Origin of the sequence: Methanobrevibacter boviskoreani JH1 (assembly GCF_000320505.1) — an archaeon.
GTDB lineage: Archaea > Methanobacteriota > Methanobacteria > Methanobacteriales > Methanobacteriaceae > Methanarmilla > Methanarmilla boviskoreani.
On record NZ_BAGX02000016.1, the window covers coordinates 20526 to 34114 of the forward strand.

13 protein-coding genes are annotated in these 13589 nt (G+C 27.9%); 4 read left to right on the forward strand and 9 right to left on the reverse strand.

Annotated elements, in window-relative coordinates:
* Positions 1 to 560: 560 nt before the first annotated feature.
* The 6 genes from ON24_RS03560 to aspS form a co-directional block, all read right to left on the reverse strand.
* On the reverse strand, positions 561 to 857 hold the full coding sequence (locus tag ON24_RS03560) for a UPF0058 family protein (RefSeq protein WP_016358283.1): 297 nt from the start codon (positions 855 to 857) through the stop codon (positions 561 to 563).
* Between the two features lie 707 nt (positions 858 to 1564).
* Positions 1565 to 2848 carry a glutamate-1-semialdehyde 2,1-aminomutase gene (hemL, locus tag ON24_RS03565; protein ID WP_040681985.1) on the reverse strand — a complete coding sequence of 428 codons (1284 nt, stop codon included), beginning with the start codon at positions 2846 to 2848 and terminating at the stop codon, positions 1565 to 1567.
* Between the two features lie 18 nt (positions 2849 to 2866).
* On the reverse strand, positions 2867 to 3508 hold the full coding sequence (locus ON24_RS03570; RefSeq protein ID WP_016358281.1) for a cobalt-precorrin-8 methylmutase: 642 nt from the start codon (positions 3506 to 3508) through the stop codon (positions 2867 to 2869).
* Positions 3509 to 3521: 13 nt separating this feature from the next.
* On the reverse strand, positions 3522 to 3770 hold the full coding sequence (locus ON24_RS03575; RefSeq protein WP_040681986.1) for a hypothetical protein: 249 nt from the start codon (positions 3768 to 3770) through the stop codon (positions 3522 to 3524).
* 126 nt (positions 3771 to 3896) lie between these two features.
* Positions 3897 to 5165 carry a BaiN/RdsA family NAD(P)/FAD-dependent oxidoreductase gene (locus ON24_RS03580; RefSeq protein ID WP_040681987.1) on the reverse strand — a complete coding sequence of 423 codons (1269 nt, stop codon included), beginning with the start codon at positions 5163 to 5165 and terminating at the stop codon, positions 3897 to 3899.
* Between the two features lie 196 nt (positions 5166 to 5361).
* Positions 5362 to 6681 (reverse strand): aspartate--tRNA(Asn) ligase, encoded by a 1320-nt coding sequence (gene aspS / locus ON24_RS03585; protein WP_016358278.1) that lies wholly within the window; start codon positions 6679 to 6681, stop codon positions 5362 to 5364.
* 314 nt (positions 6682 to 6995) lie between these two features.
* On the opposite strand from aspS, the gene ON24_RS03590 reads away from it, so the two are divergent.
* Positions 6996 to 7604: a flavodoxin family protein gene (locus ON24_RS03590; RefSeq protein WP_016358277.1), complete on the forward strand. Its 609-nt coding sequence runs from the start codon at positions 6996 to 6998 to the stop codon at positions 7602 to 7604.
* Between the two features lie 192 nt (positions 7605 to 7796).
* On the opposite strand, the gene ON24_RS03595 is transcribed toward ON24_RS03590, so the two are convergent.
* The 3 genes from ON24_RS03595 to ON24_RS03605 all read right to left on the reverse strand — a co-directional run bounded on the left by ON24_RS03595 (position 7797) and on the right by ON24_RS03605 (position 10447).
* Positions 7797 to 8102 carry a hypothetical protein gene (locus tag ON24_RS03595; protein WP_016358276.1) on the reverse strand — a complete coding sequence of 102 codons (306 nt, stop codon included), beginning with the start codon at positions 8100 to 8102 and terminating at the stop codon, positions 7797 to 7799.
* Positions 8103 to 8129: 27 nt separating this feature from the next.
* On the reverse strand, positions 8130 to 9413 hold the full coding sequence (gene hisD / locus ON24_RS03600) for a histidinol dehydrogenase (protein ID WP_016358275.1): 1284 nt from the start codon (positions 9411 to 9413) through the stop codon (positions 8130 to 8132).
* A 308-nt stretch (positions 9414 to 9721) separates the two neighbouring features.
* Positions 9722 to 10447, reverse strand: coding sequence for a DUF4012 domain-containing protein (locus tag ON24_RS03605; protein WP_016358274.1), 726 nt, complete (start codon positions 10445 to 10447; stop codon positions 9722 to 9724).
* Between the two features lie 452 nt (positions 10448 to 10899).
* On the opposite strand from ON24_RS03605, the gene mtxX reads away from it, so the two are divergent.
* The 3 genes from mtxX to ON24_RS03620 all read left to right on the forward strand — a co-directional run bounded on the left by mtxX (position 10900) and on the right by ON24_RS03620 (position 13462).
* Positions 10900 to 11652 (forward strand): methanogenesis marker protein Mmp4/MtxX, encoded by a 753-nt coding sequence (gene mtxX, locus ON24_RS03610; RefSeq protein ID WP_016358273.1) that lies wholly within the window; start codon positions 10900 to 10902, stop codon positions 11650 to 11652.
* A 197-nt stretch (positions 11653 to 11849) separates the two neighbouring features.
* Positions 11850 to 12614, forward strand: a complete 765-nt coding sequence (gene uppS, locus ON24_RS03615; protein WP_016358272.1) for a polyprenyl diphosphate synthase — start codon at positions 11850 to 11852, stop codon at positions 12612 to 12614.
* Between the two features lie 86 nt (positions 12615 to 12700).
* On the forward strand, positions 12701 to 13462 hold the full coding sequence (locus tag ON24_RS03620; RefSeq protein ID WP_016358271.1) for a TatD family hydrolase: 762 nt from the start codon (positions 12701 to 12703) through the stop codon (positions 13460 to 13462).
* Positions 13463 to 13589 lie beyond the last annotated feature (127 nt).

Consider the following 13589-nt stretch of genomic DNA (forward strand, 5'->3'; position numbering starts at 1 on the left):
ATTAATATTATATTTAATCTATAATAAAGATTTTATTGTTTCGAAATAAAAGTTTATAAATTTTACAATAAAACTAATGTATCCTTATCAATTGTATAAAACAAGTTTATTTCGATAATATTCTAGAAGCACATTTAAATAAATTAGTATCATGAAAATAAGAAAATATCAAAATAATAGAATGATTAATGATGAGACAATAAAAAAAAACCTGAAAAAAAATAAAAAACAAATAAAGAATTATTTTACTGAAATGGATATGTTTACAGAATTCTATAAAAATTAAAAAACTGTTTATTAGAAATACATTTCCCATACTATATAAACAGCAAAAAGTAAAAGAAAATGTTATAATTCTCGATTATTCTAAAAAACAGTTATAAAATAATTAAATTTAATAAATGATAAAAATTACTAAAATATATTGATAATAATAAAGCATTAAAAAAGATAATCTATTAAAAAGCAAAAACTAAGAGTAAAACCTAAAAAGATTTAGGAAAACATTAAAAAAAGATAAAAAATCAAAAGTAAAAAAAATAAATAAAGGATATAATCAACTATTTAGATTCAGCCTTAGCCAAATCATTTTCAGATCTTTTTACCAATTCCTGTAAAGCATTAGTAACATTTGGCGGAATTGAATTTTCATCTTTATTTAATATTACTTTAGATATTGTATTAGCCAATACAAATATTGCATGTTTGTGTTCTGCTTTAGTCCTGTGAATATGATGCGGACTAATGTTTAATGCAATATATTCACTACAATCGTTTTTAATTTCATCATTTTCTGCTAAGTACTTTAATACATAAACTAAAAATTGATGCATTTGTATCATTTCATCCTTATACATAAAAAACCCTTCCCAAAATTATATGTATATTAAAAATAACAATCAAAGATTGCCATTTTAATAATGATAAACTCATTAAATAACAATTGAAAGTATTTAAAAATACAATTTATGTACCTTTTAAATTTTAATTATTATTTATAAATTATTTGAATTAATAGATTTATATAAATGATATTTTCCATTATATGAAATTTATATAAATTATTAACTTGGATAAATATTAATTTTATACACTAATCTTATTTTTAAATTATAATATATGTACTCATTAATTTTACATTAATATTATTTATTTTAATATTAATAAAGGTTATGTATATTTTTAAACAATTAACTAATTAGAATCAGAAACATGAAAATGAACAAATAAATAATACAATAAACTTTTAATAAAATAACCAAATCACAAATATTTTCTAAAATATAATTTATAAAAATAAACCTAAGTTAAAAAAATTTTTATAAAAAATACTATGATGAATAATTGTATTAAAATTTTAACAATAAAGATAAGATTATCCTAAAAAATTAAAAAATAATATTAATTGTAATAAAAAAGGAGTTAAAATAGGAATAAAGAAATAAAATACAAACTCAATAAAAAAAAATAGTCAAAGCGAAAATAAAGAAACAAAATACAATCTAAATAAATAAAAAAAAGTCAAGATTAAAAGATAAATAAAAAATTAAAAGATCTTAACTATTCAATCATCATCTTCTACAGGCAAATCCCATGCAACTCTTAAAGCATTCTCAATTGCATCTGCCGTTTTATCCAAGTCGTCTTCTGTATGTTTAATAGATATAAAATTACATTCAAATTGACTTGGTGGTATAAATACATTGTTTTTAAGTAATTGCCTAAAGTATACAAGGAAACGGTCCTTATCTGCAGTTTGTGCATCTGCATAATTATGGACCTCATTAGGTGTAAAGTAAATTTGAAACATTGAACTTAAACCAACAGGCTGAATATCTAAATCCAAATCTTCTACAATATCATTAATAGATTCCCTTAAATATTGGCCTTTAGCATTTAACTTATTATAGAAATCATAAGTTAACTGTTCCATAGTTGCAAGACCTGCGTTAATTGTAATTGGATTACCACTGAAAGTACCTGCCTGATAAACAGGACCATTAGGAGCCAACATTTCCATTATATCCTTACGTCCTGCAATTGCACCTACTGGAAAACCCCCACCTAGAATCTTACCAAAGGTTACAAGATCAGGTAAAATATCAAAGTATTCCTGAGCTCCACCACGGGATAATCTAAAACCGGTAATTACCTCATCAAAGATTAATAAAATATCATGGTCTTTTGTAATTTCACGGACAAAATCCAGATATCCCTCATCAGGAGCTACACAACCTATATTACCCATTACAGGTTCAATAATAACTGCTGCAATATCATCTTTATTATCCATTATAAGCTTAGTTAATGCATCCTCATCATTAAATGGACAGGAAATTGTATTCTCAGTAGTTTCTTTAGGAATACCTATTGAATCTGGAAGACAAGCTCCACCGGAACCGGATTTCACAAGCACATAATCATGAGCACCATGATAAGTTCCCTCAAATTTGATTATTTTATTTTTACCTGTAAAACCTCTTGCAAGTCTAATTGCCCCCATTGTTGCCTCTGTACCGGAATTACAGAATCTTACCATTTCAGCACATGGAACCCTATTTACAACTTCTTTTGCAAGTTTAATCTCAGCCTCGGTTGGTGCCCCATATGCAGTACCTAACTTTAATTGATGTGAAATTGTATGGGTGATTTTCTCATTTGCATGACCGAGAACTAATGGCCCATATGCAAGACAATGGTCAATATATTCGTTTCCATCCACATCATAAATTCTAGAACCATGTCCCTTTTTAACAAAGAAAGGATAAGGTTCATATGCTCTTACTGGAGATGAAACCCCTCCAGGAATATAATCTTTTGATATAATAAACATTTCTTTTGAAGTCATCATTTTATCACAAACTAACTATCTTTGATAATAATTCTCATTTTTTAAAGTTGAAATTAAACTGTTTACACATGCAACGGCAATTGGTGTACCTCCTTTAGGTCCACGGGTGATTACATGAGGAATATTTGATTTTGAAAGGGCTTCCTTTGAATCAGCTGCCTTCACGAATCCTACAGGAACACCAACTATAGACCTTGCGTTTAGCTTGCCAGATTCTACAAGTTCAATAGATTTAAATAAGGAAGTTGGAGCATTACCAATAACAATTATACCCTCAAAACCTTCTTTTGCGGCATACTCCATTGCAGCAGCCGCTCTTGTAATACCCTTATCTTTGGCATATTCTTTAACATTCTCATCTTTAATATAGGAATATACCTCACCGTCATACTGGGTAATTCCCGCTTTAACCATATTGATATCAGTTAGAATATCCTCATGTTTTTTTAAGGACTTAAGACTAACCTCAACAAAATCCTGACTAATTGATACCAATTTAGCATATTCCGGATCTGCAGTGGAATGTACAATACGTTCAACAATATCCCTTTCTGCAGGATTTAAATCTTTAATATCATCACCTATTAATGAACGTATAATATCCCTACTTTTCGTTGCTATATCCATACCCTGATCTGTAGATGCTCCCATAAACATTGTTATCACATCTTCATGGACTTACATGTCTAATTTTAATAATATCTTCAGTTGAAATAAATTCCCCGAATTCTTCATTATTCTCATATTTAATAAAAATAATTCCTTTATCTAGTTCATCATATACTATATCTTTAATATGAGTTTTAATACTCATTTTACTTTTAAGATATATTTTTATATAACCATAATCTCCTTTTGGATTTTCTGAATATAATCTGTGAATATGATTAAAAATATATTCTATTGCATAAGTTTCCATTATTTCACCTATATAATATAATTATATATGTTCTATTAGTTTTTATAATTAATTAAATTATTAAATTAGATAATTGCCATAATATTTAGTTTATAAAAATTTAAAAAAAAACACTTAAAATCTTAACTAAGAATTTACTGATCTGGCTACTGATTGGCCTGCAAGATAGGCAGTTGTAAATGCAATCATTAAATTATATCCTCCAGTCGGTCCACAGACATCTAAGATTTCCCCTGCAAAATATAAACCATCAACCAATTTAGATTCAAGAGTTTTCGGATTAATCTCGTCTAATTCAATACCTCCAAGAGTAATATATGCACTTTTAATAGCTATATTATCAACAGTTAATTTAAAACTTTTCAATCCTTCAATTATTTTATTTCTATCCTTTTTTGATAAATTACTTAAAGTTACTGTTCTATCCACACCAATAGTATCCAAAAAGTATTTGGAGAAATTATTTGGAAGATAATTATTTAAATAATTATGTATCTCTTTCTTATTATCTTGGGTATTGATTATACCATTTTTAAGCTCTTCCCTGTTTGAATCCGGAGCAAAATCAATGAAGATATCAGTTTTTTTAAAGTCTTTAATACCATTCAACATATCAAAATCCTGATTATTCATAAGTTCATTACTAAGATTAATTATTACAGGTCCTGTAAGACCATTATGAGATATAAGCATATCCCCACATCTTTCAATATTTTTACCGGACATATCCCTAAAAGATACCTTTAAATTTTCAAAGCTTAATCCTTTAAGCTTGATTAAATTATTATCATTGATTATAAAACCACAGGCAGCAGGTTTTATTGCAGATATATGGTGTGATAAATTACTTGCAAATCTATAACCATCACCTGTTGAGCCGGTATTCGGATAGGTTAGACCGCCAGTAGCTAAAACAAGACTTCTAGATTTAATAACATTATCCTTGGATTTAATTAAAAATAAATCAGAATCCTTTTCAACAGATTCAACATCAAAGTTTAATTTGATTTCCACATTTAAATCAGATAAATATGATTTTAATACATTTATTACTGACTGTGATTTTTCAGTTATTGGAAAAACCCTATTATTCCCCTCAACTTTAAACTCCAAACCTTTTTCTCTAAAAATATTAAGTAAATCCTCATTTTTTAAATTGTAAAAAGAGTGTTTTAAGAATTTACTTTCCTTCTTGCCATATTTGTTAAGAGTTTCTCTAAGGGGAGCGGAGTTTGTTATATTACAACGTCCATGACCAGTAATAGCTAATTTACGACCTAATCGATCATTTTTCTCAAGAAGAACTATATTAGTTCCAGGTGATGTTTGAGCAGCACTAATTGCACACATCATCCCACTAGCTCCTCCCCCAATAATAACAATATCATAGACCATAAGATTACTATGTTCCTCATAATATTAAAACATAATTTAAAAATTAGAGTTTATAATATAAAAACAGGTTCCTCTAAAAAGTGAAAAGATTCATAAAACAGCAATTACATTAAAGATTACACTAAAAAAACAGCAAGACTAAATTGAAAAATAAAAATAATAAAAAATAGTAAAAAATAAACCTTAGGTTTTAAACCTAAGGAGTTAATCGATGTCTGTCTCTTGGGAAGAGTACAGTTTCCCTAATGTTTTCAACACCAGTTAAAACCATGTTTACTCTGTCTGCACCAAGACCCCATCCTGCGTGAGGAGGCATACCATATTTAAATGCCTTTAAGTATGCTTCAAATGATTCAGGATTTAAATCTTTAGCTATTAATTGATTAAGTAAAAGATCATATTGGTGGATACGGGTTGCTCCTGAAGATAATTCAAGATTCTTATACATTAAATCGAAAGCATGGGATTTTTCAGGTTTGTTTTCATAAGGCATTACATAGAATGGTTTAATTGCAGTAGGCCATCCGGTTAAGAAATAGAAATCATCCATTGCATCTCCTAAAACCTTTTCACCTTCACGGGATAAATCCTCACCATATTCCATTTCAACTCCACGGGAGTTAACAAGGTCCACAGCTTCATCATAATCGATTACTTCAAACTTACCTTGAGGTACCTCTATTTTATGTTCTAAAGTATTTAATTCCTCAGAGCGATATTCATTTACATCAGCAATAACTTTAACTAACATTTCATTTAACATTTTCATTACATCTTCATCATCCATGAAAGATGCTTCCATATCTATAGAAATTGCCTCGTTTAAATGTCTTAGAGTATCATGCTCTTCTGCCCTGAATATTTGACCAATTTCAAATACTTTATCAAATCCAGCAGACATCATCATTTGTTTGTATAATTGTGGTGATTGTCCTAAGAATGCCTCTCTTTCAAAATAAGTAATTGGGAAAAGTTCAGTTCCTCCTTCAGTAGCTGATGCTACAAGTTTAGGAGTATGAATCTCAATTATATCATTATCTGCAAAGTATTCACGTACAGATTTAAACATTTGATTTTTAATCTTAAATATTGCACTTACACCAGGTTTTCTTAAATCTAAGAATCTGGAATTTAATCTAGTATCGATTTCAGCTTTAACCTTTTCAGTTGGATCCATTGGCAATGGTTGATCAGCCATATTTAATACTGTAATTTCGGATGGTATAATTTCTACACCATTTGGTGCTTTATTAGAGTCTTGTACAGTACCTTTAACTGCAACTACTGATTCTTTTCTAAGAGCTCTAATATCTTCCAAGATTTCAGCAGATACTTTTTTACTAGGTGCAGTAACCTGTATCATACCTTTGAAATCACGAATAAGTAAGAAAATAATTCCACCTAAATCACGAATTTCATGAACCCATCCCATAATAGTTACATCCTGACCTATTACATCAGTGGTAACATCTTTAGTATAATGAGTTCTTCTTAAGTCTCTTAATAAGTATTCCACTTAATTCACCTCTATAATAAAAAAAATAATAAGAGTAAGAAATATAAAAAATTATATTTAATAAAAATCTCTTTCTATAAACAAAATAGCTTAATTATTGTTTCAAACAAATTTAAGATTTAAAATTTCAATAATTTTTTAAGAAGTATTTCATACATCAGTATTTATATAATTTTTAATTAATAAACTTTATATTTTAATAATGCTTTCAATCGATTTAAAATGTTAAAAATTTTAAATATTCATAAATATAAATATATAATTATATAAAAAAGAATTTTAAATTTATATATTTTTAGATTTTAGGTGATAATATGAAGGTATTACTTGTAAATGGAAGTCCACATAGGGATGGATGTACAAATGAAGCTTTAACAATCATTAGTGAAGAGCTAGCCAAATATGATATTGATACTGAAAAAATCTGGATTAGAAACAGACAGGTCCGTGGTTGTGTTGCATGTGAAAAATGCCTTGAAGACGGATTGTGTAACTTTACAGATGATTGTACTAATGATATTAAGAAAGCATTACTTGAATGTGATGGAATTATTGTAGGCTCACCAGTTTACTTTGCAGGGCCTAATGGTGCATTATGTGCAATACTTGATAGGGTTTTCTACCATGATTTAGGCAAATTTGCAAATAAACCTGGAGCGGGTATTGTAAGTTGTAGACGTTCAGGTTCAACTGCAAGTTTTGATAGATTAAATAAATACTTTACTATTAGAAACATGCCAATTGTACCAAGTCAATACTGGAATGCTGTTCATGGTAACACCCCTGAAGAGGTTAGACAGGATAAGGAAGGAGTTCAAACCATGAGAACACTTGCAAGAAACATGGCTTGGATGTTAAATGCTTTTGATAAAGTTGAAAAACCAGAACATGAAAAAGAAGTAAGAACCAATTTTATTAGATAATTGTAATCAATTATCTACTCTTTTTTTAAAATATCAAGTTTGAAAAATAAAAGATTTTAAACCCTAATACTATTTCTCCTTAAGATTTGACCAAAACCCAAATTCATACATTAAATAAATACTTAAAATATGATAAAATAAAAAAGATATCTTAATAAAAAATTTTAAAAAAAAATAGAATTATAATGAATTTTAGTTTAAACTCTTTAAGATAAGACCTTTAATCTCATTTAAAACCTTAACTTGTTCAAGATTAAGTTTATTAAGTTTATCTAAATCATTCTTAATCTTTTTATAATCCTCTGAGGTTTTAATGAAAACATCATCATCTTCAACATTGGAGATTAAATTTTCAAATTCATTTTCTTCCTCATATTCAATCGCTCTTGTAATGTCATCAACAAGTCCTTTCTGAGATCTTGTAAACTTATTTGTTTCAGTGATTTTTTCTGAAATCTCCTCTATCTGCTCAAGTATATTCTCTGAGTTAGATGGCATAATATCACCTTAAATAATTAAGAATAACTAGTTTTTATCTTCCCTAAATCTTACCTTTACAGAGTCAGCATGTGCAAAGAAACCTTCATATTCTGCAATAGGAATAATAGTCTCTTTAAGAACATTCAAACCTTCTTTTGAAACTTCCTGTACAGTAGGTTTTTTAAGGAAATCCTCAGTGGACAATCCAGAATACATTCTTGCACCACCACCAGTTGGAAGTACATGGTTTGTTCCAGAACCATAATCCCCACATGCCACAGGTGAATAATTACCTAAAAATATGGAACCTGCATTGTTTATTTTACTTAATGTGTAATCATTATCCTTAGTTGAAATAATTAAATGCTCCGGAGCATATTTATTTGTTAGATATATTCCCTCATCTAAATCTTTAACAAGTACAATCCTTCCCCTTTTTTCAATAGATGATTCAATAATCTCACGGCGTACTGCCTCTTTAGTTTTCTTATCAATTTCAACTGCTACCTCATCTGCTAATTCTTCATTAGGTGTTACAAATATACAAGCTGCATTGGGATCATGTTCTGCTTGTGATAAGAAATCATATGCAATAAATTCCGCATCATCAGTTTCATCAGCCAATATAAGCAACTCTGACGGACCTGCCGGAAATTCAATATCCACATTTCCATAAACCAATTTTTTAGCGGCTGTTACAAATATATTTCCAGGGCCTACTATCTTATCGACTTTGGGAACAGTTTCTGAACCATATGCCATTGCACCAATAGCCTGTGCTCCACCAACCTTATATATTTCATCTGCTCCTGCAATATCACTTGCAACTAAAATTGCATCCATAACTTTACCGTCCTTTCCAGGGGGTGTACAACAAACAATCTTTTTAACACCTGCAATCTTAGCAGGAATTACAGTCATTAAAATAGTTGAGGGGTATGCAGCCCTTCCACCGGGAATATAACAACCAACGGTTTCAAGGGGTCTTATGATTTGGCCTGCTTTAATCCCATCAATTACTTCCATATCCCATTCTTTTGGAATTTCAGCCTTATGGAATTTTTCAATATTGGCTGACGCACTTTTTAGAGCATCTATAAGATCATCATCAATATTATTATAAGCCTCTTCAATTTCCTCTTTAGAAACCTTCATATCACCTAGTTTAACACCATCGAATTTTTCAGTGTAACCTAAGATAGCTTTGTCTTTATTTTCTTTAATATCAACCAAGATATCACTTACAGTACCAAGAACATTATTAACATCTTCTTCAGATCTTTTTATAATATCTTCAAGTTGACTATCATCATACTTAATTACATCCATTATATCACTAATCATTTAATAATAATTTAAAATAAGTTTAATTGGTTTAATTAATTTATTATAATTATACTATGTAATTTTTAATAATTATATATTATTATATTATTGAATCTTTTTAAATAATTAAATGAAAACCACTAATTTTAAAAATATTTCTAATTACTTAAAAATCAATAAAATTTTTTTATAAAAGAAGAACATTTACTTTTAAAAGGAGTTTAAAACATTGAAAATATTAAATAAAAAAAAGAATAATGAAATTAAATTATTTAAAGAGAGTTAATAATAAAAAAAGAAAAATACATTATTTATAATAATGCATTTATTCCTTTGGTATATAATAAACTAGTAAATGCACCTTTAGGAGTCATTACTATATTTCCTTTATTATATTGATTCAAAGCTGTGTTAACCATATTCATTTTTTTACCAGGATCATTTGTTGCATTAGCAACAGCTTTAACTAACATCATTACAGAGCTTCCCCTAGAGTTTTTATTAGTGTATTGCTCTTCACGAACAACATCGATAGCACTACTATTAATAGTTTTACCATCAACAACTAAAGGTCCTGCTGAATCAATTATCGCAGTCATAGCTTCACTATTCACAGCAACAACAGCATCTATTGAAACATTAGTATTATACTCTACAATCTCTTTAGCATTCTGCATTGATTGATCTGTATTATTTTCCCAGAAAGAATCATGAAGTAGGAGTTTAGAACCTGCTCCTTGAGCTTGAGCTTCTGCTGGCTCTGCTTTAGTTGGGTGAGTCATACCATGTGGATATACAGCTGTGTAATTAACAATTGAACCATTATGTAAATGAACAATGAAAGCCATATCACATGCCCCCATTCCTGGACGTTTTTCGCTTTCATCAATTGCACAAATCAATATGTTTTTATCTCCTTGTGCTAACTCTCCTTGTGAGGTACCCACATGATATATATAAGTACCTGCATAATTTGCAACCAATCCTACAAGTATTACAAATAGAATTGCAATAACCAACTTCTTTGTTCGTCTCATAAAACTCACTTTAATTATAGATTCAAATTATCTATAATAATCTAAATTTATAAAAAATTAGATATATTCCTTAAATAATTTAATTCTATAGATTATATATTTTTTTTAACATATAATATTAATGGATTTTCTTATAAATAACATTGTTATAGTATAAAATATTAAATAAATAATTATAAAAAAATGAAAATCTTATTAAAATATTTAATCTATAAATTTAAATAAAAAAAAAGGAATAAATTTAGTTAAACTTGAATATAAACCCTTATAAGAGTTTTTTATTAAAATAAATAAAGAAATTTAATAGAATTGAATTAAAAAAAATTCAAAAGTCAACTGAAAATTAAATAAAATAGAATAAACTAGAAAAAATCACTGATATACTTTCAAGACTTAAGAAATTAACTTATTAATAAATATATTTATTAATTTATTCAAATAATAATAACATAATGATAAAGATTACAGCAGGTTTAGGAAAAAACAGAAATATAATTAAAGCATCTGAAATTGTAAACCAAGATGACAATATTGAGGTCAATCTTGTAGAAAATGAAAGGGAATTAATTGATGCTATTAAAAATAAGGATGTTGATGCAGTTATAAGGGGATCCCTTGCTGCCTCTAATGTTATTAAAAGTTTAAAATCTGAGAATCCCTCCTTAAAAATTAACCGTGGAACATATATTCATTCTAAAGACCATGAATTTTTAATTCTACCTGTCGGCATTGATGAAGGTCAAAGTATTGAAGATAAGATTACACTTGTAGAACAGGGATGTGAATTTCTACTTAAAATCAACAAAGAACCAAAAATAGCAATACTCTCAGGTGGAAGAAGTGATGATTTTAATCGTACAAAAGAAATAGATAAAACCTTAAAAGAAAGCCAATTAATTGAGAAAAGGTTAAAATCTGAATTTTCAAAGGATGAAAGATTCAATAACACAACAATTAAAAATTATTATATTCTCATTGAAAAAGCAATTAAAGAGAATAATAATATTCTGTTAGCACCTAATGGAATTATTGGAAATTATATATTTAGAATTTTGGTTTTATTATGTAATTGGCCTAGTTATGGCGGTATAACCTTGGGAATAGATGATTTTTATATTGATACAAGTAGAGATCAGACAACAGAGGGATATGTAAGGATTCTTAAATTTGCAGCTCGGCTTGCGGAAAATAAAAAAGAAAACTAATATCTTAATCTACTTCCTTTTTTTTTAAAAAAAAATATTTTTTAAAACTAAACATTTAATTTATAAATCAGTAGTTAACTATATTATAAAATAAATAAATAAATATATTATTATAATATAAATTTATGAAAATTTGATATATTTTTTGGGGAATTAAAATATTTATTCAAATTTAAAAAGAGAAAAAAAGGGATAAAATGGTGGCTCAATTTTTTTATAGAATATACGAATGGTATATTATGAAACACTTAGACCCTAATAAAATGCCCAAGCATATTGCTATTATAATGGATGGCAATCGTAGATATAGTAAAATTCAGGGAAATATGGATGTAATCAAAGGGCATGAAAAAGGAGTAGATACATTAGAAAAAGTGTTAGACTGGACTATCGATTTAGGCATTAAAATTATTACCGTTTATGCTTTTTCTACTGAGAATTTTAATAGATCAAAACATGAAGTAGACGGATTAATGGATTTATTTGTTAAAAACTTTAAAAGATTAACTACTAATGAAAAAATACATAGAAATCATGTGAAAGTTCAAGTTGTTGGCAGAACCGACCTTTTACCGGATGATGTTAAAGATGCAATAAAGGAAGCTGAGGAATCAACCAAGGATTATAAAGACAGATTATTTAACTTAGCAATTGGATATGACGGCAGACTTGAGATTGTCGATGCTGTTAAAAAAGTGTATAAAGAAATTGAAGAAGGTAAACTATCCATCGATGATGTTAATGAAGAGATAATTGGTAAAAACCTTTATACAGGAGGACTTGAGGATCCTAATTTAATAATCCGTACTAGTGGTGAGGAAAGATTAAGTGGTTTCTTACTATGGCAATCATCATATTCCGAATTATATTTCTGTGACAGTTTATGGCCAGAATTTAGAAAAACTGATTTTTTAAGAGCAATTAGAGATTACCAAGCAAGAGACAGACGTTTTGGTACCTAAATTCCTTTTATTTTTTTATTATAAAGATTTATTTTATTTAAATCTTAACACTATTTTTTTAAAAATTATTTTTATAAGTGACTTCCATGATTGATACACATTGCCATATAGATTTTGAAGAGTATGATAAAGACCGAAAGGATGTTATTGATAGAGCCCAAAATGTATTAGATTCCATTGTTGACTCTGGAATTAATAAAGCAACAGGTCTAAAAATTTTAGAATTAGCTAAAAAATATCCTGATTTTATATATCCTAGTTTAGGATTTTCACCAGTATCATCCCATGAAAAAACTAAAGAGGAGATTAAGGAATTTCAGGAATTTTTAATAGACAATATTAATAACTGTGTTGCTATTGGTGAAGTTGGAATGGATTACTATTTTGTAAGGGACAAAGCCTCACGTCAAAAACAGAGGGAAAACTTCATATCTTTTGTAGAAATTGCAGATGAATACAAAAAACCTTTACTTCTACATGTAAGGGACTGTGATAAAAAAGGATTAAACATTGTTAATGAATACGATAATATTCCATATGTAGTATTCCATTGTTTTAGTGGTAGTTTAAAAACCGCAAAAAGAATAATGGAACATGACAATTATTTTATGTCATTTTCAACTATGGTTTGTTATTCAAAACATCATCAGGATTTAGCAGCAAAAATACCTGTTGAATATATGTTAACAGAAACAGATAGTCCGTTTTTAGGACTTACTAAAGAAGAGAGAAATGAACCTGCATATGTTTTAAGAGGTGCTAAAAAAATAGCTGAAATACAAAATATCGACCTGGAAGAAGTCGATAAAATAACAACTAACAATGCAAAAAAAGTATTTAACATTTAATTTAAAAAAAACGATTATAAAAACCCTTTTAAAATAAAAAAACATCTAAAAAAAATAAAAAAAATTAACTATTATAAAAACCCTTTAAAAATAAAAAAATAAGAATCTTATAAAAAGAAGATAATCT

Excerpts from the sequence above, each read along its gene's own strand:
- uppS (WP_016358272.1), top strand. The coding sequence starts at position 11,850 with ATGGTGGCTCAATTTTTTTATAGAATATACGAATGGTATATTATGAAA.
- ON24_RS03590 (WP_016358277.1), top strand. The coding sequence starts at position 6,996 with ATGAAGGTATTACTTGTAAATGGAAGTCCACATAGGGATGGATGTACA.
- ON24_RS03560 (WP_016358283.1), bottom strand. The coding sequence starts at position 857 with ATGTATAAGGATGAAATGATACAAATGCATCAATTTTTAGTTTATGTA.
- hisD (WP_016358275.1), bottom strand. The coding sequence starts at position 9,413 with ATGGATGTAATTAAGTATGATGATAGTCAACTTGAAGATATTATAAAA.
- mtxX (WP_016358273.1), top strand. The coding sequence starts at position 10,900 with ATGATAAAGATTACAGCAGGTTTAGGAAAAAACAGAAATATAATTAAA.
- ON24_RS03620 (WP_016358271.1), top strand. The coding sequence starts at position 12,701 with ATGATTGATACACATTGCCATATAGATTTTGAAGAGTATGATAAAGAC.
- ON24_RS03580 (WP_040681987.1), bottom strand. The coding sequence starts at position 5,165 with ATGGTCTATGATATTGTTATTATTGGGGGAGGAGCTAGTGGGATGATG.
- ON24_RS03595 (WP_016358276.1), bottom strand. The coding sequence starts at position 8,102 with ATGCCATCTAACTCAGAGAATATACTTGAGCAGATAGAGGAGATTTCA.
- ON24_RS03575 (WP_040681986.1), bottom strand. The coding sequence starts at position 3,770 with ATGGAAACTTATGCAATAGAATATATTTTTAATCATATTCACAGATTA.
- ON24_RS03570 (WP_016358281.1), bottom strand. The coding sequence starts at position 3,508 with ATGTTTATGGGAGCATCTACAGATCAGGGTATGGATATAGCAACGAAA.
- hemL (WP_040681985.1), bottom strand. The coding sequence starts at position 2,848 with ATGACTTCAAAAGAAATGTTTATTATATCAAAAGATTATATTCCTGGA.
- ON24_RS03605 (WP_016358274.1), bottom strand. The coding sequence starts at position 10,447 with ATGAGACGAACAAAGAAGTTGGTTATTGCAATTCTATTTGTAATACTT.